Below are 23,024 nucleotides of genomic sequence, written 5' to 3'. Positions count from 1 at the left end.
AAGCCAGCGCAGCAGGGGGCCCTTGTGATCAGATTCTTTTTCTCGGCACTTGGCGGTCTTTTCAGCCTTGTCACACTTGGCCTGATGGCTGTGGCGCTGTCCATCGGGGCGGTGTTTTACATCTATGGCCGTGATCTTCCGAGTCACGAAAGCCTCGCCAGTTACCAGCCGCCATCCATTAGCCGGATCTACTCCGGCGAGGGGCGGATGCTGGACGAGTTCGCAAAAGAGCGGCGGTTGTTCACTCCGGCAGACGAAATCCCGGTGCTGATCAAATACGCTTTCATCAGTGCGGAAGACAAAAACTTCTACACCCACGATGGCTACGACACCCGCGGCATCGCCTCGGCGGCGCTTGATGCGCTCAAGGGCGGCAGCGTGCGCGGCGCCTCGACGATCACCCAGCAGGTCGTCAAGAACTTCCTTTTGTCTGCCGACCGCAAGGCCGAGCGAAAAATCAAAGAGATCATCCTCGCCACGCGGCTTGAGGAAAGCCTCGATAAGGAGCAGATACTTGAACTCTACCTCAATGAGATTTTCTTGGGGCAGAACTCGTTTGGTGTCACCGCGGCAGCGCAAAGCTATTTTAACAAAACCCTCGGGGAGCTGGCGCCAAATGAAGCTGCTTTTCTTGCGTCCTTGCCAAAAGCGCCTTCAAGCTATCACCCCGTCCGCCGCAAAGAACGGCTGACACAGCGCCGCAACTTTGTTCTCAAAGAGATGATGGAGAACGGCTATATCAGCCAGTCAGTTTATGAACGCGAGCGCGCCACTCCGCTCTTGTCGGTGCAGAACGGCGACTATGAGCCTTTCCGCAAATCACTGCCGCCACGTGACTACTTTACTGATGAAATCCGCCGCCAGCTGTCAAAGGACTTTGGCGAGGAGGAGTTCTTTACCGGTGGCATGACTGTGCGCGCCACTATCGAACCCGAGATGCAAGAGCTTGCCGCGAGCTCGCTTCAGCGCCAGCTTGAGCAATATGACCGCGGCATTGGCCGTTGGCACGGCACTGGCAAGACCCTTGAAGAAGAGGCCCTTGCCAGCGAAGAGGCATGGCGTGAGGCCTTGGCAAACACCAATGTGCCCCGCGATATCAAGCTCGAAAGCCAGTGGTATCCGGCAGTTGTGCTTGAGGTCGGCGAGAACCGCCTTCGCCTCGGTATCGAGGGCGTGCAAGAGACTGAAGCACAGCCGCATGTCGTGCCGCGCAAGGATATCTCTTGGATGAAAGGTGGCTTTGCCGACAATTTCAAACGCGGTGATGTTGTTCTGGTGCGGCGTATGACTTCTGGCAACAACGGCGCGGGTGACTTTATCCGCTGGACGTTGCGCCAAGTGCCAAAGGTGCAAGGCGGCTTTATGGCGATGGATGTGAACACCGGTCGCGTGATCGCGATGCAGGGTGGCTTTAGCTATCAGGCTTCGGTGTTTAACCGCGCCACACAGGCCCGCCGACAACCCGGCTCGTCGTTCAAGCCATTTGTCTACGCTTCGGCGCTCGACAGCGGCTATACGCCCGCCACGATCGTGGTGGATGCGCCGATCGAGATCAACACCCCGCAGGGGCTTTGGCGGCCACGCAATTCGTCAAACCGCTTTTACGGCCCGACACCGCTGCGCACCGGCATCGAGCAATCCCGCAACCTGATGACCATTCGTTTGGCGCAGGAAGTCGGCATGGATGTTGTCGCCGATTACGCCGAACGCTTTGGCGTCTACAACAATATGGGCCGCTTTCTGGCCAACTCGCTGGGCTCGGAAGAGACCACGCTTTACAAAATGGTTTCGGCCTACGCGATGTTCGCCAACGGTGGTGAGCGGGTCGAACCGACGCTGATTGACCGTGTGCAAGACCGCTACGGAAAAACCGTTTACCGCCACGATGTGCGTCTCTGCCCCGAGTGTCTTGATCCGACAGTGCCGCGCTCGCGTAGCCCGCGTATCACCTCGAACCGCGAGCGGGTGATGAACGACATTACCGCCTATCAGCTCACCTCGATGATGCGCGGCGTGGTTGATCGCGGCACAGCCCGCAAGTTTGTAAACCTCGGCGTGCCTGTTGCTGGCAAAACCGGCACAACCAACGACGCCAAAGATGTCTGGTTTATCGGCTTCACCAACAACATCGTCGCGGGTTGCTACATTGGTTTTGACAACCCCAGAAGTCTCGGCAGAGGCGCCTATGGCGGCGGAATGTGCGGTCCGGTGTTCCAGCGCTTCATGTCCAAGGCGATCAAGAAATACGGCGCCGGAAAGTTCCGCGTTCCGGAAGACTGCCTGTTCATCAAAATCGACCGCCACACCGGCGCGCGCCTTTCGCCTAACGCTTCCGGTGACCATGTGGTCACCGAGTGTTTCCGCGCGGGCGAAGAGATCGACTTTGGCATCACCTTTGATGGTGGCTTTGCGATGGGTGAAAACCTGCCGCTCTACAAGGAAGTCGACGCCGCCAAGCAAGTGACCACATCAACCGGCAAAAAAGCCGTTGTTGGCCCAAAAGCCGGCTTCGGCACGCTCTCGTCAGGTGGGCTTTACTAAGCTTGCCGCTGAGGGGCTGCTGCGATATCACCTGTCTCAGTCAGACAGCTAGGAACACCCATGCGCGCCGAAACCCAGAACTTCGCAACCGAGATCGAAAAATCGCTCGACTTGCTCCGCCAACGTATGGACTGGGAGACAGCCCAGCACCGGCTTGAAGAGTTTAACGCCAGGGTCGAAGACCCGAATCTCTGGGACGACGCCGAGAAAGCCCAAAAGCTGATGCGTGACCGGCAAATGCTCGTCGACGCGCTGGCCACGCATGACACCATCAAACAAGACCTCGCTGACAACCTCGAGATGATCGAACTCGGCGAGATGGAAGACGACGCCGAAGTCGTAACCGACGCCGAGAACGCAATCGCCAAACTCGCCAAAGTCGCCGCCAAGAAAGAGCTCGAAGCGCTGCTGGATGGCGAAGCCGACAGCAACGACACGTTTTTGGAGATCAACTCCGGTGCTGGCGGCACCGAAAGCTGTGATTGGGCGTCGATGCTGGCGCGTATGTATGTCCGCTGGGCCGAGAAGAAGGGCTACAAAGTCGAGCTTCAGTCCGAGTCCCAAGGCGAGGAAGCGGGCATTAAATCAGCGACTTACAAGATATCGGGCCATAACGCCTATGGCTGGCTCAAATCCGAGTCCGGCGTGCACCGCCTGGTGCGCATTTCGCCGTTTGACAGCGCCGCCAAGCGTCACACCTCCTTCACCTCGGTCGGCGTCTACCCCGTTGTGGACGATAACATCGAGATCGAAGTGAACCCCGCCGACATCCGCATCGACACCTACCGCTCCTCGGGGGCAGGTGGCCAGCACGTTAACACCACCGACTCAGCCGTGCGTATCACCCACGCGCCGACAGGCATCGTGGTGACCAGCTCGGAGAAATCACAGCACCAGAACCGCGACATCGCCATGAAAGCGCTGAAATCGCGGCTCTACCAGATGGAACTTGACCGTCGCAACGAGGCCGTCAACGAGATGCATGAAAACAAAGGTGACGCAGGTTGGGGCAACCAGATCCGCTCCTATGTTTTGCAACCCTACCAAATGGTCAAAGACCTGCGCACTGCTTACGAAACATCTGACACCAAAGGCGTGCTCGACGGTGATCTTGATGGGTTTATGGCCGCCACGCTGGCACTTGATGTTGCCGGCAAATCCCGCGCCGAAGCTCAAGGCGAGGGCTGAACACCCCGTCGGCCCTTGCGCTCGCGCCCGTCGCAGGCCAGCATAGCCCTACCATCGTCGGGGAGGGACAATGCACGACATCACCAATATGACAGCGCTTGAGCAATCAGCGGCGATCGCTGACAAAACACTCAGCGCGCGCGATCTGATGCAAGCCACGCTCGACCAGATCAATGCCGTAAACCCGCGCATCAACGCTATCGTCTCGCTGCGGGATGCCGAGGCTTTGCTCACCGAGGCCGCCGAAGCCGATGCAAGCCCCTCAAATGGCTGGTTGCACGGCATGCCCATTGCAGTGAAAGACCTCGCCAATGCCAAGGGGCTGCCAACGACAATGGGCAACCCGATGTTCAAGAACACGATTGCCGAAGAAGATGACCTCGTGGTCGCCCGTATGCGCGCTGCGGGGGCTATCATAATCGGCAAGACCAACACGCCCGAGTGGGGGCTTGGCTCGCATACATTCAACCCCGTGTTTGGCGCAACCAGTAACCCCTTTGACACAGCGCTGTCGGCAGGTGGCTCATCGGGCGGTGCGGCGGCAGCCCTCGCAGCACGTATGCTCTCGGTCGCTGACGGCTCTGACATGATGGGCAGCCTGCGCAACCCTGCCGCTTGGAACAATGTTTATGGCTTTCGGCCAACCTACGGCCGCGTCCCGTCCGAGCCAGCAGGCGACAGCTACCTACACCAGCTAGCGACATCGGGGCCGATGGCACGCACACCCGCCGACTTGGCTGCGCTGCTTGATACACAATCAGGGCTTGATTTACGCCAACCGCACGAAGCTAACGTTGACGCGACGCTTGATAGCATCAACACGCCCGTTAAGGGCCGCCGCATAGGTTGGCTCGGAGATTGGGGCGGTGCTTTCCCTATGGAAGCAGGGCTGCTGGAGCATTCCGAGACGGCTATACCGCAGCTTGAGGCGCTTGGTCTGAGCGTGGAGCGCCTTGCCGCGCCGTTCGCGGCCGAGGCAATCTGGGAGAGTTGGATAACCTTGCGTTCATGGCAAGTCGGGGCCGGACTTAAGGTGTTTTACGATGACGCCGCAAAGCGTGATCAGCTCAAAACCGAAGCCATATGGGAGATCGAGCGCGGCCTCGCGCTCTCAGCGATGGATGTTCACAATGCCAGCGTCATCCGCTCGGATTGGTTCAAAACCTGTGCGCAACTGTTTTCGCAGTATGACGCGTTGATCCTGCCGACGACACAGCTCTATCCGTTCCCCAAAGAGTGGACTTACCCGACCGAGATTGCAGGGCAGGGCATGGACACCTATCACCGCTGGATGCAGATCGTGACGCCCGTTGGCTTGCTTGGTCTGCCTTGCATAAACCTGCCGATTGATATGAGTGCCTCGGGCCTGCCAGCGGGTCTGCAAGTCTTTGGGCCACGCAACGCGGATGCGAAGCTTTTGCAAATCGGGCAGGCCTGGCACAACGCTTACAAACACTCAGAGCAGCGTCCGCCATGTTAACAATCCGGAGTTTTCAGGCGGATGACAAACTGTCTGCACGCATTATGCACTGCTGTATGCACTGTGGTATGCACGCATTGTGCAGGGCATTTTGCCAAGCCTCAAAGTGTTAACTTGGCCCTGAAAGGACAGGCGTATGAGCTCACATTCTCTCAACAAAGCGCATGGCGCGCCCGAGCATAATCTGATCGGTTTTGCCGACATCAAAACCGCCCTTCTGAAGGGGTGGAAAGACATGCTTGCCGCGCCGGTTTACGGGCTTATTGTCGCCGGAATATGCGTGGTGTTCGGTCTCTGCATGGCGGCAGTTACCCGCCTCACAGGGCAGACATACTGGCTGGTCTTTGCGGCGGTCGGCTTCCCGCTGTTCGGCCCTTTCGCCGCAGTCGCTCTCTATGAAGTCAGCCACCGCCTCGAGCAAGGTACACCCTTGAAAATGAAAGAAATATTTACCATCGTCTTTCATCAAACGCGCCGGCAGCTGCCCTCGCTTTGCGTGATAATCCTGATGGTATTCCTGTTCTGGTTCTTCATCGCACACATGATTTTCGCGCTGTTCATGGGGCTTTCGACAATGACAAATGTGTCGTCATCGCTTGATATCTATTTCACCAGCAACGGCCTCACGATGCTGGCCGTCGGAACGGCTGTCGGGGCCGTGTTTGCGGTGATTTTGTTTATGATTACGGTGTTTTCAATGCCAATGCTTCTTGATCGCGAAATCGACTTTGTCACCGCCATGATAACCAGCTTCAACGCGGTTCAACAAAACCTGCCGTTGATGCTGCTCTGGGGCGTGTTTATTGCGGTCAGCACGTTCATCGCCATGATGCCGGTTTTTCTCGGTTTGTTTCTGGTGTTACCGCTTATTGGCCATGCGAGTTGGCATCTTTATCGCGCGGGGTTTGAGCCCTGAATTACTGAAAGACCTGCCCCAGTCGCAAAAGCCTTGCGTGGTAGGCCGGAAGGTCATCTGTGCTGCAAAGCCCCCCGAGCCTTGCGGTCGAAAGCATGGCCTCCGTATTGCCGGAAACATGCTCGAAAACCATACGTGCAACCCGTTGTCCGGTGATACTTTCCGCGATCGTTCGGGCTGCGTAACCTTCCCAGTAATTGTTTTGAAACGAGGCCACGCGTGACAGGAAACTAAAGGAACAAGTTGTGCTGCCGCGACGTGCCGCCAGGATCGCAACACCTTGTTCCTGCTTGATCAAGATGCCCCTGATCTCACGGTTTCTGACTGTCGGTTCGATACCCTGTTGTAGCATTGCTTGCTTGGCTTCAAAGCCTCGGACGAAAGTTTGCCCGTCACGCCTGAAGACATAAAGCAGGCCGATCACGAACTGCTCCTCACTAACAAAACTCGGACGGCTAAAACGAAACACGCCGCTGGGAAACTCGGATTCCGAAATGCTGCTGCCGCTCTTTCCAAGAAAATCTTCGACGATCGGGTGATGAAAGACATCAACTGTTTTAGGGGCAATGCTGTCGACGGGTTCCAAGAGCACGCGCGCATCGACATCAAAAAATTTACATATCCGGTGCAAAACGTCAGGACGGGGGAAGCTCTCGGCAGAAAGATATCTGTTAAATTGTGTTCGGTTGATCCCCAACTCACGGCAAAGACCCGCGACAGAAGGATACCGCGCGGACAGTTGCCGCAAATTTGCCCCAAAGACTGATCTCAGCTGAACCGGATCATTTTTTTTGGATTCTTCAGACGCCATTGTGCTCCGCAACTTTCGATTCATTCAACTTAAGGTTTATTTGAGATGTTAAGCCAGTATTACGCAGCGAGAGCAGAAAAGTAATGCCAATTCGCATCGTTTTGATGCTTTTTCGCGTCATATTTGATGCTAAATGGCGTCACCTTGTTGATTTCGAGACACATATTCTGACAGTGCGACACTCATTGAGCGGTTTCACTTTAAGACAGAATTGCTAAAATTTAGTCTACATTAGACCCACAACAGGACCTTGGGGACAGGTACTTTGGGACGTGAACGGTTTGGGGAAGTAAATGTACGGTGTAGTGCTCTGGAGTGACACAATCGACAAGAAAGCTGTAATCTGGTGCGAAGATCACGGTGATCTAGCGTATTATGTTGGCAGTGAAACTTCTATTTTTGATGGGCCGCAGCTAGACGCTGGGGATCTTGTCCATTTCCAGGTCTCGGATGGTGAACAAATGCGTCTTGCGCAAAACCCTGAGCTTGTGTCGGAGTGCCATGCTCCCGCGCTGGCTAAGAACCTACGCGCGGTCATGGATGACGCAAGCAGTCAGCAGGCCGCACCGGTGCGCGCGCCTGTCGACAGAGCGCAAAACGTGGTTCCGTTCCGGCTCAGCTGCACAGCGTAACAAAACAAACTTGCATTACTTTTTGTAAACCTAGCGTCAATCCGACGTTAGCGCTTCAGGCGTGTCACGCGTTTCCGCGCGACAGAGCAGCAACACCCGTGCGTGCAACCTCATTGAGACCCAGAGGGCGCATCAATTCAGCAAAAGCATCAATTTTCTCTGGCGCCCCTGTGATCTCGAACACAAAGCTGCTCAGCGTGCTGTCAACGACATTGGCGCGAAAGATATCTGCCAAGCGCATCGCCTCAACCCGTTTCTCACCGGAGCCTTCAACCTTGAACAGAGCCAACTCGCGCTCAACTGCGGGGCCCTCAACCGTGAGGTCATGAACTTCATGCACAGGCACAATGCGCCCGAGTTGTGCTTTGATCTGCTCAATGATCTGCGGCGTGCCGGTCGTGACAATGGTGATCCGCGAGAGTTTGCCTTCGTGATCAACTTCCGCAACCGTGAGGCTGTCGATGTTGTAACCTCGACCCGCGAACAGCCCGATCACGCGTGCCAGAACACCGGCCTCGTTGTCGACCAACACAGCCAACGTATGTGTCTCTTGCTGGTCGCTAAACGTTGGTCGCAAGTTGTAAGCCGAGTGCTTGTTCGCACCTTTTTTGATCTTCAATGCAGACATATCAAATATCCTTTTTCACAGGTCAAACTGAGGGAGGGCAGGCAGCGCTCATACGAACACGGCCCCCTTGCTCCCAATGGCATCTTTGGTGCTTGATTCACTCAACAACATCTCGTTGTGGGGCGCGCCTGACGGGATCATCGGCAAGCAGTTTTCGTGCTTTTCAACAAGGCAATCCATGATCACCGGCCCGTCGTAAGCGATCATTTCTTTAATCGCTTCATCGAGGTCATCGGCGTGGTCAACACGAATGCCTTTGGCGCCGAAGGCCTCGGCCAGTTTGACAAAATCAGGCAGGGCTTCCGACCACGAATGAGAGTATCGCTCGCCGTGCAGCAGTTCCTGCCACTGGCGCACCATGCCAAGGCGCTCATTGTTGAGGATGAACTGTTTTACAGGCAGTTTGAACTGCACCGCAGTGCCCATTTCCTGCATGTTCATAAGCCAGCTCGCCTCTCCGGCGACGTTGATAACAAGGCTGTCCCGATGAGCGACTTGCACGCCAACAGAAGCCGGAAAACCATAGCCCATTGTGCCAAGGCCGCCAGACGTCATCCAGCGGTTAGGATCATCGAAGTTAAGGTATTGCGCAGCCCACATCTGATGCTGGCCAACTTCGGTCGTGATGTATCGGTCGTGATCCTTGGTTAGATATTCAAGCCGTGACAGCGCGTGCTGCGGTCTGATCACCTGACTGACCTGTTCAAACTTCAGGCAGTCTACACTGCGCCAGTCGTCGATCTTTGCCCACCACTCTTGCAAGCCGGATTTATCGGTTTTGCGACCGCGTGATTTCCAAACCTTTAACACATCTTCGAGAACATGGGCCACGTCGCCAACTATCGGAATGTCGGCGTGAATAACTTTGTTGATCGAGGATGGGTCGATATCAATATGCGCTTTTTTCGAGCCCGGGCTGAAGGCGTCGACAACACCGGTGATCCGGTCGTCAAAACGTGCGCCGATGTTGATCATAAGATCACAGCCGTGCATTGCGAGGTTGGCCTCGTAAAGCCCGTGCATGCCGAGCATACCAAGCCAGTTTTTGCCAGACCCGGGGTAGGCACCAAGGCCCATCAGCGTCGAGGTGATCGGGAAATCGGTTGCTTCAACCAGTTCGCGAAGAAGCTGGCTTGCAGCCGGGCCCGAGTTGATAACCCCGCCGCCGGTGTAAAAAACAGGGCGCTTAGCTGTTTCGATTGCGGCAACAAGCTCTTCAATCGAGGCCATATCGCCTTTAACAGGAGGCTGATAGTGGCTTACGCGGGCCTTTTTGATCGGCGTATATGCGGCCGAGGCAAACTGAACATCTTTCGGAATGTCGATCAGAACAGGCCCCGGGCGGCCCGTCGTGGCGACATGAAACGCCTCGTGAATGGTCTCCGAAAGCGCCGCTGTTTCTTTAACCAACCAGTTGTGCTTGGTGCAGGGTCGCGTGATGCCAACTGTGTCGGCCTCCTGAAAGGCGTCGTTGCCGATCATAAATGTCGGAACTTGCCCCGTGAGGACAACAATCGGAATACTATCAAGCAGCGCATCCGTAAGGCCAGTGACAGCATTTGTTGCACCAGGGCCAGAGGTTACGAGCACCACGCCAGGCTTGCCTGTCGAGCGGGCGTAGCCTTCGGCGGCGTGGACGGCGGCTTGTTCGTGGCGAACGAGAATGTGCTGGATGGCGTTTTGCTGGAAGACCTCGTCATAAATCGGCAGGACGGCCCCGCCAGGATAGCCAAAGATCGTGTCGACGCCCTGATCTTTCAGGCATTCAACTATCATTTTTGCACCGGTCATCTGACGTGACATATTTTCAAACTCCGTTTCAACACGTTGTATTCGCACATAAAAAAGCCCCCGATCTTGGGGGCGCATGGTTAACCTCTAGGGTGCTGTTACCAGCCCATGCGCCTTACATTAACAATCACGACAAGGTTGGTCATCCAACTGGCCCTTTATGCTGCGTTTGCGAGACATTAGGCGGCTCGCTAAGGGGCGTCAACCGTGAAATGGCCTTTGAAAATGCGAAAATGAATGTTTCTAGCGCAATTTTTGAACTATTGTTTCGTTTTCTGCCAGTTTTGCGGCATAAGTGAAAATTTGCAGGCGGTAAAGACAGCTGGCAAGCAAGAGTGTTAATGCGGCAATATGCGAGCCGCTCGCAGGTGACTCGGGTGCATACCACAGTGCATATTTGAGTGCATAACGCGTATGCACAGATTTGACGCTGCATCGCGGCGCACAAAAGTGCTACCGGAGCCGGCGTAAGGGTAGGTGCATGTTAACGGTTTTCAAATTGCCTTGACGAAGTTTCACACGGCGGATAGCTCAGGCGAAGGCTGTAGACGCCTGCCTCCCGCTGACGATTCTGTCTTGGTTAAGTTCTGCGTTAAGTCTTGCGACGTAACATCTCTATTCTACTCTTTCCGCATATCGCGCGGATGGTAATGCGGGTCCTGTCATAAGTAACGCGATTGGCTTGAGAGATACGGGTTATGTCTGACACCCATACAAATTCCTTCACGGATGGGCCGCTTGGCACCACCTATCTAAAAACCGCGTTGCCGATCATCTTTGTGATGGCGATGAATGGTCTCCTGTCGGTGGCCGATGCGCTTTTCTTGGGCATCTATGTTGGCCCTGAGGCCTTGGCGGCGGTCACGCTGATGTTTCCGATCTATATGTTGATTGTCGCAGTTTCGACGCTGGTATCGAATGGCATGTCGAGTCTTCTTGCCCGCAACCTCGGGGCCGGAAACATGGAGCAGGCCAGTAGCGTTTTTGTCGGGGCGCATGGCTTGGCTGTGATGCTTGGCGTGGTGCTGATCGTGCTGTTTGTTTTCTTGGGACAAGGCGTGACTTTGCTGGCGGCAGGTGGATCAGAAGAGCTGGCACAGATGGGGCTGGTCTATCTCGGCATCACAGTGTTCTTTTCGCCCTTGTTGTTCGTGCTTTCCGTCAACTCGGATGCCTTGCGCAACGAGGGCCGCGTTGGATTTATGGCGGCGATGAGCTTGCTGGTTTCCCTCGCAAACATTGGCTTTAACTATGTCTTGATCGTGCCGTTTCAGATGGGCGTCGCTGGATCGGCCTTTGGCACAGCCGCGGCACAAGCGTTGGCGTTCACGATCATTTTGCTGTTCCGAGTTTATGGCGAGACATCCCTGCGGCCATCGACGATCCTGCGGTATTCGGTTCGACGGCATTGGGGGCGTATCCTTGCCCTTGGTGCTCCACAAAGCCTGAACTTCATGGGTGTAGCCATTGGTTCGGCGGCTATCATTACGTCGTTGCAGTCGGTCGGCAGCCCGAACTACCCCGATACCATCACGGCCTATGGCATCATCACGCGGGTCATCACCTTTGCTTTCGTGCCTTTGCTGGGGCTGTCATTTGCGATGCAGACAATCACCGGCAACAATTTTGGCGCGACGCTCTATCAGAGATCTGACGCCAGCCTGCGTATCGGGCTTTGGGCAGCCTTTGTCTATTGTTCGACGGTGCAGATCGTGGTGACAAGCATCCCAAGCCAGATAGCAGGGGCCTTTGTAGATGACGCCGCAGTGATCGCCGAGGTTGCGCGTATCTTGCCGATAATGACCTGTGTGTTTTTTATGATGGGGCCATTGATGATGATGGCGAGCTACTTCCAAGCCATCGGTTCGGCCACCAAGGCGGCGCTTTTGGGCCTGTCGAAACCCTATGTTTTTGCGCTCCCGCTGACGTTGTTCTTGCCTGTTTGGCTAGGCGAAGTCGGCGTTTGGTATGCTGGGCCACTGGCCGAGGTAATGCTGCTTTGCCTTACGATTGTGGTGTTGCGGCAGGTTGCCGTGAGCCAATCTTTACGCTGGGGTCTCTTCCATACGGCGAAAGGAACAGCGCCATGAGTGTTAATCTTCCAACCGCGCCACAAGCCAAAGAGCAAGCCAAGCGTTTGCGCGCCAAACTAAGAGAGGAGGGCGCGCCGGTTGGCCATGCTAAATCGCTTGAAATGGTGGCTCACAAGCACGGGTATTCAGACTGGAACACGATGCTCGCTGCAATTGTCGGTCACGGTGCTGTTAGCTGGGCCGTGGGGGACCGTGTCAGCGGCATCTATTTGTCGCAGCCTTTTGTGGCGACGGTGATTGCGGTTGCGGAAACCAAGCCGGAGTGGTTTCGCCTTAACCTGCATTTGGACGAGGCTGTTGACGTTGTGTCGCATGACAGCTTTTCTAACATACGGCAGCGTATTTTCGGAGTTGTCGGCCCCAAAGGGCACACCGCAGAACGCACAAGTGACGGGCATCCACACCTGCAAGTCGATATTTTGAAGAGCAGGCCTGATTAGAGGCATCCTGACGTGCGCGAGCCTTGCCTCGCTATTTCCGCTCGCTATATCCGACGATGTGCGGGCAAGTCGGGGAGCGAGATATTGGCGACTTGCTCGGCGATCGGTGCGGTTGAGAGCGGGTGCGCCCCAGTGGCGTGCTCGGAGGCATCGCCCAGAGCTTGCCAGTCGCCGTTCTTGTAGATTTCGAGTGCCGAGAAGTTGGCTTTGTAGCCCATTTTAGGCGAGCCGGGCACCCAGTAGCCAAGATAGACAAAGGGCAACTCTCGCTCGCGGGCGATCTTCACGTGATCAAGGATTATGAACGTGCCGAGTGACTGTTTTTCATAGGCTGGATCAAAGAAGGAATAGACCATGGAAAGCCCGTCTTGCAGCACGTCGGTGAGGCAGACGGCGACGAGCTTGCCTGTGTCGGGGTCATGGTATTCGATCACACGGCTGCGGATCGGCGTTTCTTCGATCATCGCGGCGAACTCGAAGACATCCATGTCGGCCATACCGCCGTCTGCGTGGCGGCTGTCGAGGTAGGTGCGAAACAGCTCGTATTGCTCTTCGGTCGCCCAAGTTGTTGTAACGCGGCGCTCAAAGCTGGCATTGCGTTTGAGCACGCGTTTCTGGCTTTTGGAGGGTGTGAACTCTTGCGTCTTGATGCGGGCCGACATGCAAGCTGCGCAGTCGGTGCAGGACGGGCGGTAGAGCACATTTTGCGAGCGTCGGAAACCTTGACGGGAGAGCTCGTCGTTGAGCTCTTGTGCGTCCTGTCCTTGCAGGGCTGTGAACAGCTTTCGCTCCAGCCGCTCTTCAAGGTAGGGGCAGGGCTGGGGTGCTGTAACATAGAACTGCGGTGCCAGTGGCAACGTGTGGCGCATTGTGGGGTATTCTTTCATTATTCACGCATCACGATAACAATGCATTGCAACTTCGCCAAGAATTGATTCAATTTAGTGTTAACTGTCGTATATGCCGTCATTGGGAGCTGTTTGCTGTGCAAAACGAAAGCCTTAAAGGCATTATAGCGATGGCGGTTGCCTGTTTGGTCTGGGGCTTTTCTGCGCTGTATTACAAGGCGTTGGCGCATATCCCGCCGCTTGAGATACTTGCGCACCGCACGCTGTGGTCGTTTGTTATCTTTGCGGGGCTGCTTGCGGTGCAGGGGCGTTTAGCGGCGCTAAAGGGCGCTGTTAACACGCCAAGGGCGGCTTTTATCATCGGGCTGGCTGCGCTGATGATCTCGGTAAACTGGTTCAGCTTCATCTTTTCTATACAAGTCGGAAGGGCCACGGAAGCCGCTTTGGGTTACTATATTTTCCCATTGGTCGCCGTGCTCTTGGGACGCATTGTTTTCGGTGAGCGGCTGGGCGTGGTGCAGTGGCTTGCGGTTGCTTTGGCGACAGGAGCGGTGAGCCTGCTGACATACGGGCTTGGCGTTGCGCCTTGGATATCGCTTATCGTGGCCTTCACTTTCGGCCTTTACGGCGTGGTCAAGAAGCAGCTGGATATCGGGCCGGTGGTCTCGGTTACGGCTGAGGTTGGCATGTTGGTGCCGGTTGCACTTGTGGTGCTGGCTGTGGTGCATATGCGCGGGCAGGGGCACTTTGGCAGTGCGGCTTGGGAGAGCGGTATGCTGGTGTTTGCGGGCCTGCTTACAGCTTTGCCGCTCATGTTGTTTTCATACGCAACCAAACGCTTGCAGCTTTCGACAGTGGGCTTGCTGCAATACATCAACCCGAGCGCGCAGTTTTTCTGCGCGGTGGTGGTGTTTGGTGAGCCTTTCAGCGGTTGGCATCAGCTGGCTTTCGCGATGATCTGGGCCGGGTTGCTGTTGTATTCTCTGGCGGCGCTGCTTCAGGACAGGGCTGCCCGTAGGTAGACGGCGGCCTCGTCGGCTGTGTCGAGCACCGTGAACAACGCCTTGAGCGAGGCATCGGCAAAGCCCTCACTGATCGCATGATCTACCAGCGCCATCAGCGGCGCCCAATAGCCGGCGATGTTTAACACCACGATCGGTTTGGTATGCAACCCGAGTTGCGCCCAAGTCAGCACCTCAAAAAACTCGTCAAGCGAACCGGCCCCACCAGGCAAAACCACGATCGCATCGGCGTTCATATACATGACTTTCTTGCGCTCATGCATGTTCTCGGTGACGATAAACCGCGTAAGATCACGTTTGCCGACTTCAAGATCTAGCAAATGTGTCGGGATCACGCCGAAGGTTTCGGCCCCTGCGGCCTGCGCCGAACGCGCCACCGCGCCCATCAGGCCAACGTCGCCCGCACCATAAACAAGCCGCCAGCCCTCATCTGCGATGATTTTGCCAAAGCTCTCTGCCGATTGCATGTAATCGGGTTTTGCGCCCTCACGAGAGCCACAATAAACGCAGATTGAATGTGTTGGCATGGCTTGATGCTCCGCAAATGATCATGTTTTGATTTGTCATAGCCAGTTTGGTATGCTCTCTCAACCGTGCAGCCTATATGAATGCCGGATTGGGGAGTGCAATGAGCAAATTTGCCAGCATGTTTGGCGGCAACGCCGGAATGATACTGAGTGTCGGGGCCGTTGTCGCTGTAGTTGTCGGCGGTGTTGTCCTTTTCAAGGACAGACAGGGTAGCGAACCAGCGGTTGCAGCGCCGGGTTTGACAACCACAAGCACGCCGGTTGCAACTGAACCCGCCATGCAAGACCAGGCGGCACGAGTTGCAGAACCAACGACAGAACCAACAGCAGAGACAATTGATGAAGCTTCGCAAACCCCGCCTGAAGCGCCACAGTTTGACATCGTCCGCGTCGACACTGACGGTGGGCTGACACTTGCCGGCGAAGGCCGTGCCGGTTTTGCACTTGATGTCTTGCTTGATGGCGAGGTGCTGGCAACGCTTACACCGGGTGCTGACGGCAGTTTTGCTCATTTGGGCAAGCTGCCGGCAAGCAACACTGCGCGGATTTTGAGCCTGCGCGAAGTTGAAAGCGGCATTTTGGGTGCGAGCGAGTTTGTGGTGGCTCCCTTGCTCGCATTGACAGCAGAGCAAGGCGAACCTGCGAGCAGCCAAACAACTGTGCAAACGACTGCGCAAACGGCGCAAGCTGTTGTCCAGATAAGCAAAGACGGTGCCGAAGTCGTGCAACCGGCCGCTGCACCCGAGTTGCTGAGTGAAGTCGCGATTGATGCGATAACCTATTCAGAGCAGGGTGATGTGCAGCTCTCTGGCCGAGCGCCGCGTGAGGGCCATGTGCGGGTTTATCTCAACAACAGGCCCGTCAAGACGCAACCGGTGCAAAACACAGGCGTTTGGCGCACCGAGTTGCCTGATGTCGACACGGGGGTTTATACTCTTCGGGTCGATCAGGTTGATGCCAGTGGTGCGGTCACGTCACGCGTCGAGACCCCTTTCAAGCGCGAAGAACCCGCCAAGCTGCAAGCCGCGCAAGTGACGGCAGTCACTGTGCAGCCCGGTGCAACGCTTTGGGCAATAGCTGCCGAGCGCTTTGGCAATGGCACGCAATACGTGCAGCTATACGAAGCCAACAAGGACCGTATCCGCGACCCGGATTTGATCTACCCCGGTCAGGTTTTTGATTTGCCAACAGAGTAATTTTCCTGCCGCACTGGCACTTGCCCATAAAGAGGCCTATCTGCTTATGACCGGACATTTGGGGGCAGGGCATGAGCAACAGCGACATTCAGAGCGAGGGTTCTTCCGGCTGGCGTGTTATTCGCCGCGTCACCCCATACCTGTGGCCTGACAACGAGCCTTGGGTGAAGCGCCGCGTCACGCTCGCGATGCTGGCGCTGTTGTTGTCCAAATTGATCGCAGTGTTCACACCGATGTTGTACAAACAGGCGGTCGATGCCCTCACTGGGGCCGGCGTTAGTGAACTCGCACTTGGGGCGATTGGTCTTACCGTCGCCTACGGTATGGCGCGGTTGTTGGCCAACGGCTTTCAGCAGTTGCGTGATGCGTTGTTCGCGGCCGTGGCGCAGCGGGCTTTGCGTGCGCTCGCGCTTGAAACGTTCCAGCACATTCACAAATTGTCGATGCGCTATCATATCACCCGCAAGACAGGCGGGCTCAGCCGGATCATCGAGAGGGGTGTTAAGGGCGTTGAATTTTTGTTGCGGTTCTTGTTGTTCTCGATTGGCCCGTTGATTCTCGAGCTTTTGCTGATCGCGGGCATTCTGTTTTACTTGTTTGATGTTTGGTATCTGGTTGTGGTGGCTGTCACTATTGGCATCTACGTTTGGTTTACCTTCAAAGTTACCGAATGGCGCGTGAAGCTGCGCCGCGAGATGAATGATCAGGATACCGATGCCAACCAAAAGGCGATAGACAGCCTGCTCAACTTTGAGACGGTAAAGTATTTTGGCGCAGAAGGGCGTGAGGCCAGCCGTTATGATGCCGCGATGGCGGGCTATCAACGCGCGGCTCTCAAGACCGCCTATTCGCTGTCTTTCCTCAACTTCGGGCAGGCGGTTTTGATTACCACGGGCTTGGTTGTCGTGATGGTCATGGCCGCGATGGGCGTGCAGAACGGCACACTGACGGTTGGTGATTTTGTGATGGTCAATGCCTATATGATCCAGATCACCATGCCTCTCAATTTCCTCGGCTCGGTTTACCGCGAGATACGCCAGAGCCTTGTTGATATGGGTGAAATGTTCGGGTTGTTGGGCCAGCCTTCCGAAATCAAGGATGCGCCGAATGCACCGGACATCAGCATCAATGGTGGTGCTGTGTCGTTGCAGGATGTGCAGTTTGGCTATGAGCCCAAGCGGGCCATTCTTAAGGGGGTGAGCCTTGAGGTTGGTGCGGGAGAGACAGTGGCTATCGTTGGGTCTTCCGGCTCGGGCAAGTCAACCATCGGGCGCTTGTTGTTTCGGTTTTATGATGTGCAAGACGGAGCTTTGGTCATTGACGGGCAAGACATCCGCGACGTCACGCAGGAAAGCCTTCACGACGTCATCGGCGTTGTGCCGCAAGACACTGTGCTGTTCAATGATACCATACGCTACAACATCGCTTATGGGCGTGATGGTGCGCGTGAGGACGAGATCGTTGCTGCCGCTCAGGCGGCGCAGATACACGAGTTCATCGAGAGCTTGCCTGATGGCTATGACACGCATGTTGGGGAGCGGGGCCTCAAACTTTCGGGCGGCGAGAAGCAACGGGTTGGCATCGCGCGCACCCTGTTGAAAGACCCACCCATTTTGCTGCTGGACGAGGCCACTTCGGCTTTAGACACCGAGACAGAACAAGACATTCAGGCTGCGCTCAAGGCAGCAGGTGAGGGGCGCACAGTGATCACCATTGCCCACCGCCTGTCAACGATTGCGGATGCCGACAGGATCATTGTTCTGGAAGATGGTGAGATTGTTGAACAAGGCAAACACGCAGCGTTGCTGAAGCGTAAAGGCCGTTACGCGAGCCTTTGGGCGCGTCAAGCCAGCGAGCAAGACGCGGCCTAAGCTACAGAGCTTAAACTATTCTGCTTGAGTTACTCTGCTTGAGTTATTCTGCGGCTTTAACACCGTCGTCATCGGGAAGCTTGCCTGCGCGGGTCAGCACGGTTTTCACTTCATCTGCTTCGGGCGTATCCGTGACGTCATCCTGGTTTTCGAAGTCATCCATGTCGTCGCCCCAGATAAGCTCCGGGGCTTTCACACGGCGGGCAGCGCTTTGCAGCGCCATATCCTTTGCGACGCGGCTGGCGGAGCCGAGAGAGAGGGCCGCCAGGGCACGCGCGCTCCAGCCAAGGTAGGTTGAAACCCAGATCCGCAGAGCCAGCATGGACGGGGTGAACACCAGCGTCAGGACTGTCGCGATGCCGAGGCCGAAGACGACGGCAGTTGCCAGTTGCTTCCACCAGAGCGCAGTCGGGCTGTCGATTGTATAGCCGCCGCCGATAAAATCCAGCGACAAGCCAAACATCATCGGCGCGAGGCCTGCCATTGTTGTGATTGTTGTCAGCAAAACCGGCCTGATACGGTCTTCTGCTGTACGCACGATGGCCTCGACGCGTGGCATATAGGCCGAGTATTCCTGATAGGTGTCGATCAGGACAATGTTGTTGTTCACCACAATTCCCGCCAGCGCGACGATGCCTGTGCCTGTCATGATGATCGAGAAGGTCTGATCCATCACCAACATGCCGATGAGCACGCCCGCTGTTGACAAGACCACTGCCAGAAGCACCAGGGCGGAGTTATAGAAGCTGTTGAATTGCGCCAAGAGGATGATGAACATGAGGCCCAAAGCACCCGAGAATGCGCTTTGTAGGAAGGCAGCACTTTCGGCTTCGTCTTCTTGATCGCCCGTCCATTCCCAGCTCACGCCTTCGGGCAGCGGTGTCTCGGTTTCGATCCACTTGGTGAGCGCCGCGATCCTGTCAGCGGGTGTCAGCGGCAAGGCTTCAAAGCCGCGCTCGGTGTAGTCATCGCGCAGGGCTTCATCAGCATCCCAGAGAGCGGTCTTCACCACGTCTTCAGCGCCGGTCTCGGTGTTGCTGAGCAATGTTAAGCCCGAGGTCACGCCTGCTTTGATATCAAAGTAGCGCTTCTGGCCCTCGCGGTTGATCTCGGCAAGTTTGGCTACAGGCTTGCGCGACAGGAAGTTGCTTAGTGGCACGAGGCCCTCGGTGGTGCGTAACTTGAGGCTGTCAAGCGTTGACAATACGCGGTGCTCTTCGGGGAGGCGCACCCGAATTTCGATCTCTTCATCAGAGCTGTCAACGCGCATGGTGTCGAGCAGGATACCGCGGGTTACCAGCTGGATCATACCACCGACTGTCGCCACGTCGGCGCCGTAGCGGCCGGCTTCTTCAACGTCGACATCAAGCTGCCAGTCAATGCCGGGTAGGGGGCGGGTGTCTTCTACCAACTCGAGGCCAGCCGTCGCGTCAAAGCGCGCGCGGGCTGTTTCAGTGGAGGCGAGCAGGGTTTCCCAGTCATCGCCCTTCAGGCGCAGATGAACAGGCTTGGCCGAGGCTGGCCCGCGCGACGCCGCAAGAATTTCAATCTGGATGCCAGGGATTTGCTCTAGCTGGGCGGTGAGTTCATCAAGCACCAAGTCGCCGTCAAGCTCGGGGCGGTCGCTGCGGTCTTCCCACGGGATCGTCTCAAACTGAACCTGACCGATCGTATCCTTCGGAGCCTGAGCGCCGCCAGTGTTGCTGTTGAGCCCGCCCTCGCCAGCAAAGGAGAAGGCATTGTCAACGCCCGGGTGAGCCAGCACGATCTTCTCGGCGCGCATCACCAGCGCATCTTTTTGTGCCATCGACAGGTTGCCCCGTGCCCGCACATAGACGATCGCCATTTCAGGCTCGCTCTCTACAAAAAACTCGGTGCCGTTGTTGTTTTTGCCGTAGTAGCCAAACACGCTGCTCACAAAGAAGATCACCAAAACCGCAGAGACGATCGGCATGATCGGATTGCCGGCGATGAACTTGATGAAATGCCCGAACAGTGTGCGCTTGCGGCCTGAGCTGACAGGCTTGCGTGTGCGCTCGATCTGCGCCGCGCCGAGAGTGATAGATGAAGCAACCGCACCGATTAGAAAAATCACAATTCCCGGCAGCAGCTTGCCAAAGGCCGAAGAGTTCGGATCAGAGGTTAGAAGGTAGTCAGGGTTAAGCGTTTGCATGGCCCCCAAGAACACGAGGTAGAGCGCAGGCAACACCAAGAGGGCGCGCAACCAGAAGGGTGCAGCCGCACGCAGCGCATCGGAGGCGTTGCCGAATACACGGCTCATCCGGCCAGTGACGCCGCCCAGAACCGGAAGATAAACCAGCGCCACAACCAGCGAAGCCGAGAGCACGAAAATGAGCGTGACAGGCAGCATGCCCATGAATTGCCCCGGAACACCGGGCCAGAACAGCATCGGCAAAAACGCACAAAGCGTCGTTGCCGTCGAACTGACCACAGGCCAGAACATGCGCTTGGCAGCTTCGACATAGGCATGCATAGGGCCTGTGCCCTCGGAGATGCGCTTATCGGCGTATTCGACCACCACGATGGCGCCATCCACAAGCATGCCAACCGCAAGAATAAGGCCGAACATGACGATGTTTGAGATGGTGATGCCCATGAGCGCCAGCAGGGCAAAGCAGAGCAGGAATGACGTCGGGATTGCGAAGCCAACCAGCAGAGCAGGGCGCACACCTAGCGCGGCGAGCACGACGATCATCACCAAGGCAATCGCTGTGAGAACCGAGCCTTCGAGCTGCGAGATCATCGAGCCGACAATGCGCGATTGATCATTTGACGTGCCAACCGAGACAGCGGCTTGCAGCTCGGGCGGCCACGCGGCAGAGGCTTCGGCGACAACGGCTTTTACGTCTCTGTCCATGTCCAGCAGGTTGAAGCCCTTGCGCTTGACCACCTGCAGCGCCACTGTCGTTTCGCCATTAAACCTTGCCGTACCTATTCTGTCTTCGAATGTCAGGCGAATTTCGGCCAAGTCACCAAGCGTTACAACGCGGTCACCGTTGACTTTGACCGGCAGGCTGTAAACGTCGCGCGGCTCATCAAAGCTCGACGGGATTTTGACGGCAAAGGTGCCTGTCGCGGTTTCGACTTCGCCCGCTGCGATGAGCTGGTTGTTGTTGCGCACCACGTTGATCAACTCACCGGCGGTGACATTGTAAGCCTCAAGCTTGAGCGGATCGATCAGCACTTCGAGCATCTCGTCGCGCTTGCCAGCGATGCCGGCTTCAAGCACCGCATCTAGGCTTTCGATCTTGTCTTGCAGCGCCTCGGCGATCTGACTCATCGTGCGCTCGGGCACATCACCAGTGAGGTTGATGATCAAGACCGGAAATTCGGAAAAGTTGATCTCGTTGATGGTATACTTCTCGGCGCCTTCGGGAAAGTTGGCTTCGGCGGCGTTCATCGCATCGCGCACATCGGCCATGACGGCGGGTTTGTCCCAGCCGAACTCGAATTCGATAAACACACCTGCATAGTTTTCGGCAGCAGTGGCAGACAGCTTTTTGAGGCCATCAAGATCGGCCAGCTCGGTTTCCATCACTTTGACCAGCAGGGTTTCGCTGTCGGAGGCTGAAATGCCGGGGAAGGGGACGGAGATGAACAGACCCGGGATCTGGATGTCGGGCTCGCCTTCTTTGGGCAGGTTGGCATAGGCGAAGCCACCGACAAGCAGGGACAGCGCAATAAACGCAAGGATCATTCGGGCGCGGTCGGCGGCCCAGTCGATAAGCCCTGTCATTGGGCTGGCTCCTCGAAGGTCGGCGCGACAGGCACGCCGTCGATCACATATTCCTGGCCGATAATGATCACATCGGCCACTTCGGGCAGGCCGGCGAGCCAGACGCCTTCCTTGCTGTCACGCAGCAGGGTTACGGGGGCAAACAGGGCGCGGCTGTCAGCGTCAACAAGGCGTACGCCGAGGTCTCCGTTGTCATTAAGTGTCAGCGCGGATTGCGGCACGAGATGGGCTTTGGAGCCTTCTGCGGCAATGATGATTTCTGTGGTCTGGCCGTCACGCACGGCGAGATCGGGGTTGGGAACTTCGACTTCGACACGAAAGGTGCGGGTCAGCGGATCAGCCGAACGCCCGAGGAAGGTGACATTGCCGGTCAGGGTTTGGCCTGTTGTCAGCTTGGCACCAGCACGGGCCCCAAGCGCAACGCGGCTGACTTGGGTTTCCGGCACAAAGCCGACGAGCTTTACCGGATCAAGCTGAATAACCGTTGCACAGGCTGCACCGGGCTGAAGCAGAGCGCCGAGCTCGGCAGTGTCGCTCTCAAGGATGCCACCAAACGGCGCACGCAGGGTGAGGCGGCTGATCTCTTTCGCCGCGGCGGCAACACCGGCCTCGGCCGACTGGATCGCGGCTTGTGTTCCCAACAGGCCCGATTGGGCGGTTTTCACACCGGCTTCGGCAACCTTGATACCGGCCTCGGAGGCGCGCAAGTTGGCTTCTGTCTGAGCAACACGGGTGTCGGAGGCAAAACCGCCTTTGGAGAGTTTGCGCGCTGCGTTATCATTGATGCGAGCTTCGACAAGTTGGGCCTTGGCCTGTTCAAGTTGAGCTTGGGCGCGCGGAATCTGTGCTTCGGTTTCTGGCACGCGGGCCTGTGCTTCGGCGAGACGTGCTTTGGCCTCGGCGAGGTTCGAGGCACGGCTTCCTGGATCAAGCACGCAGAGCGTCTCGCCTTGTTCGACAAATGCCCCTTTACGCAGCGGTTCGGAAATCATCTGCCCGGTGGTTTCAGCCCGCACGACAACCTCGCGTGCAGCTTCAGTCTGGCCACGCAAAAGCACAGCGCTGTCGATCTCGCGGGCACTTGAATGCACGGCAATCACCCCGACTGCTGGCTTTTCAGGGGTATCTTTTGTGGCCAACGCGTTGGAAGAATCGCCTGTCTGCTCGGTTTCGGCAGCCTCAGCACCGGCAAAGCCGAGTAAACTTTCACGTTTGATCACCAACAAAAACAAGAATGCCGTCACGAGGAGGGCTGTCAGGAGAGGAATAATCCGCATAATATG

17 protein-coding genes and 1 pseudogene are annotated in these 23,024 nt (G+C 56.6%); 10 read left to right on the top strand and 8 right to left on the bottom strand.

Features of this window, described 5'->3' with window-relative positions:
• Window positions 1–24: 24 nt before the first annotated feature.
• The 4 genes from KO498_RS12950 (at window position 25) to KO498_RS12935 (ending at window position 6,125) form a co-directional block, all read left to right on the top strand.
• Window positions 25–2,541: a penicillin-binding protein 1A gene (locus tag KO498_RS12950; protein WP_354667662.1), complete on the top strand. Its 2,517-nt coding sequence runs from the start codon at window positions 25–27 to the stop codon at window positions 2,539–2,541.
• Between the two features lie 60 nt (window positions 2,542–2,601).
• Complete coding sequence (gene prfB / locus KO498_RS12945) at window positions 2,602–3,729, top strand: peptide chain release factor 2 (RefSeq protein ID WP_215960294.1); 1,128 nt, start codon at window positions 2,602–2,604, stop codon at window positions 3,727–3,729.
• 70 nt (window positions 3,730–3,799) lie between these two features.
• Window positions 3,800–5,209 carry an amidase gene (locus KO498_RS12940; protein ID WP_215960293.1) on the top strand — a complete coding sequence of 470 codons (1,410 nt, stop codon included), beginning with the start codon at window positions 3,800–3,802 and terminating at the stop codon, window positions 5,207–5,209.
• A gap of 136 nt (window positions 5,210–5,345) precedes the next feature.
• Entirely contained in the window at window positions 5,346–6,125 is a 780-nt protein-coding gene (locus tag KO498_RS12935; RefSeq protein WP_215960292.1) for a DUF2189 domain-containing protein, read from the top strand.
• A 1-nt stretch (window position 6,126) separates the two neighbouring features.
• On the opposite strand, the gene KO498_RS12930 is transcribed toward KO498_RS12935, so the two are convergent.
• Both KO498_RS12930 and KO498_RS18415 read right to left on the bottom strand, forming a co-directional pair.
• Window positions 6,127–6,717 (bottom strand): XRE family transcriptional regulator, encoded by a 591-nt coding sequence (locus tag KO498_RS12930; RefSeq protein WP_354667667.1) that lies wholly within the window; start codon window positions 6,715–6,717, stop codon window positions 6,127–6,129.
• Between the two features lie 18 nt (window positions 6,718–6,735).
• A pseudogene (locus KO498_RS18415) lies at window positions 6,736–6,936 on the bottom strand (XRE family transcriptional regulator); the annotation flags it as partial.
• Between the two features lie 293 nt (window positions 6,937–7,229).
• Between KO498_RS18415 and KO498_RS12925 the strand changes: the two are divergent.
• The gene (locus KO498_RS12925; protein ID WP_215960290.1) at window positions 7,230–7,568 is read left to right on the top strand and encodes a hypothetical protein; all 339 of its coding nucleotides are present in this window, start codon (window positions 7,230–7,232) and stop codon (window positions 7,566–7,568) included.
• Between the two features lie 64 nt (window positions 7,569–7,632).
• Here KO498_RS12925 and ilvN read toward each other — a convergent pair whose 3' ends face one another.
• The gene (gene ilvN, locus KO498_RS12920) at window positions 7,633–8,196 is read right to left on the bottom strand and encodes an acetolactate synthase small subunit (protein WP_215960289.1); all 564 of its coding nucleotides are present in this window, start codon (window positions 8,194–8,196) and stop codon (window positions 7,633–7,635) included.
• A 48-nt stretch (window positions 8,197–8,244) separates the two neighbouring features.
• On the bottom strand, window positions 8,245–9,999 hold the full coding sequence (locus KO498_RS12915; RefSeq protein WP_215960288.1) for an acetolactate synthase 3 large subunit: 1,755 nt from the start codon (window positions 9,997–9,999) through the stop codon (window positions 8,245–8,247).
• A gap of 686 nt (window positions 10,000–10,685) precedes the next feature.
• Here KO498_RS12915 and KO498_RS12910 point away from each other — a divergent pair.
• Window positions 10,686–12,077: an MATE family efflux transporter gene (locus KO498_RS12910; protein WP_215960287.1), complete on the top strand. Its 1,392-nt coding sequence runs from the start codon at window positions 10,686–10,688 to the stop codon at window positions 12,075–12,077.
• Window positions 12,074–12,520, top strand: coding sequence for a glyoxalase superfamily protein (locus KO498_RS12905; protein WP_215960286.1), 447 nt, complete (start codon window positions 12,074–12,076; stop codon window positions 12,518–12,520). The genes KO498_RS12910 and KO498_RS12905 overlap by 4 nt, the downstream gene beginning before the upstream one ends.
• Window positions 12,521–12,564: 44 nt before the next feature.
• Here KO498_RS12905 and KO498_RS12900 read toward each other — a convergent pair whose 3' ends face one another.
• The gene (locus KO498_RS12900; RefSeq protein ID WP_215960514.1) at window positions 12,565–13,389 is read right to left on the bottom strand and encodes an arginyltransferase; all 825 of its coding nucleotides are present in this window, start codon (window positions 13,387–13,389) and stop codon (window positions 12,565–12,567) included.
• A 116-nt stretch (window positions 13,390–13,505) separates the two neighbouring features.
• Here KO498_RS12900 and rarD point away from each other — a divergent pair, with 116 nt between their 5' ends.
• On the top strand, window positions 13,506–14,390 hold the full coding sequence (gene rarD, locus KO498_RS12895; RefSeq protein WP_354667661.1) for an EamA family transporter RarD: 885 nt from the start codon (window positions 13,506–13,508) through the stop codon (window positions 14,388–14,390).
• Here the strand turns inward: rarD and KO498_RS12890 are convergent.
• Window positions 14,366–14,917: a TIGR00730 family Rossman fold protein gene (locus tag KO498_RS12890; protein ID WP_215960285.1), complete on the bottom strand. Its 552-nt coding sequence runs from the start codon at window positions 14,915–14,917 to the stop codon at window positions 14,366–14,368. The two genes, rarD and KO498_RS12890, sit on opposite strands and share 25 nt — an antisense overlap.
• A gap of 101 nt (window positions 14,918–15,018) precedes the next feature.
• On the opposite strand from KO498_RS12890, the gene KO498_RS12885 reads away from it, so the two are divergent.
• A complete protein-coding gene (locus KO498_RS12885; RefSeq protein ID WP_252731406.1) occupies window positions 15,019–16,113 on the top strand; it encodes a LysM peptidoglycan-binding domain-containing protein in 1,095 nt (364 codons plus the stop codon).
• Window positions 16,114–16,184: 71 nt separating this feature from the next.
• Window positions 16,185–17,984 (top strand): ABCB family ABC transporter ATP-binding protein/permease, encoded by a 1,800-nt coding sequence (locus KO498_RS12880; protein WP_215960284.1) that lies wholly within the window; start codon window positions 16,185–16,187, stop codon window positions 17,982–17,984.
• A gap of 43 nt (window positions 17,985–18,027) precedes the next feature.
• Here KO498_RS12880 and KO498_RS12875 read toward each other — a convergent pair whose 3' ends face one another.
• Both KO498_RS12875 and KO498_RS12870 read right to left on the bottom strand, forming a co-directional pair.
• The gene (locus KO498_RS12875; RefSeq protein WP_215960283.1) at window positions 18,028–21,741 is read right to left on the bottom strand and encodes an efflux RND transporter permease subunit; all 3,714 of its coding nucleotides are present in this window, start codon (window positions 21,739–21,741) and stop codon (window positions 18,028–18,030) included.
• The gene (locus tag KO498_RS12870) at window positions 21,738–23,018 is read right to left on the bottom strand and encodes an efflux RND transporter periplasmic adaptor subunit (protein WP_215960282.1); all 1,281 of its coding nucleotides are present in this window, start codon (window positions 23,016–23,018) and stop codon (window positions 21,738–21,740) included. The genes KO498_RS12875 and KO498_RS12870 overlap by 4 nt, the downstream gene beginning before the upstream one ends.
• Window positions 23,019–23,024 lie beyond the last annotated feature (6 nt).

Origin of the sequence: Lentibacter algarum (genome assembly GCF_018860975.1) — a bacterium.
Lineage (GTDB): Bacteria > Pseudomonadota > Alphaproteobacteria > Rhodobacterales > Rhodobacteraceae > Lentibacter > Lentibacter algarum_A.
This window is presented reverse-complemented; position numbering and strand designations above follow the sequence as displayed.

Excerpts from the sequence above, each read along its gene's own strand:
- KO498_RS12870 (WP_215960282.1), bottom strand. The coding sequence starts at position 23,018 with ATGCGGATTATTCCTCTCCTGACAGCCCTCCTCGTGACGGCATTCTTG.
- KO498_RS12940 (WP_215960293.1), top strand. The coding sequence starts at position 3,800 with ATGCACGACATCACCAATATGACAGCGCTTGAGCAATCAGCGGCGATC.
- KO498_RS12890 (WP_215960285.1), bottom strand. The coding sequence starts at position 14,917 with ATGCCAACACATTCAATCTGCGTTTATTGTGGCTCTCGTGAGGGCGCA.
- KO498_RS12875 (WP_215960283.1), bottom strand. The coding sequence starts at position 21,741 with ATGACAGGGCTTATCGACTGGGCCGCCGACCGCGCCCGAATGATCCTT.
- KO498_RS12910 (WP_215960287.1), top strand. The coding sequence starts at position 10,686 with ATGTCTGACACCCATACAAATTCCTTCACGGATGGGCCGCTTGGCACC.
- KO498_RS12900 (WP_215960514.1), bottom strand. The coding sequence starts at position 13,389 with ATGCGCCACACGTTGCCACTGGCACCGCAGTTCTATGTTACAGCACCC.
- KO498_RS12905 (WP_215960286.1), top strand. The coding sequence starts at position 12,074 with ATGAGTGTTAATCTTCCAACCGCGCCACAAGCCAAAGAGCAAGCCAAG.
- ilvN (WP_215960289.1), bottom strand. The coding sequence starts at position 8,196 with ATGTCTGCATTGAAGATCAAAAAAGGTGCGAACAAGCACTCGGCTTAC.
- KO498_RS12885 (WP_252731406.1), top strand. The coding sequence starts at position 15,019 with ATGAGCAAATTTGCCAGCATGTTTGGCGGCAACGCCGGAATGATACTG.
- KO498_RS12925 (WP_215960290.1), top strand. The coding sequence starts at position 7,230 with ATGTACGGTGTAGTGCTCTGGAGTGACACAATCGACAAGAAAGCTGTA.
- KO498_RS12880 (WP_215960284.1), top strand. The coding sequence starts at position 16,185 with ATGAGCAACAGCGACATTCAGAGCGAGGGTTCTTCCGGCTGGCGTGTT.
- KO498_RS12935 (WP_215960292.1), top strand. The coding sequence starts at position 5,346 with ATGAGCTCACATTCTCTCAACAAAGCGCATGGCGCGCCCGAGCATAAT.
- prfB (WP_215960294.1), top strand. The coding sequence starts at position 2,602 with ATGCGCGCCGAAACCCAGAACTTCGCAACCGAGATCGAAAAATCGCTC.
- KO498_RS12915 (WP_215960288.1), bottom strand. The coding sequence starts at position 9,999 with ATGTCACGTCAGATGACCGGTGCAAAAATGATAGTTGAATGCCTGAAA.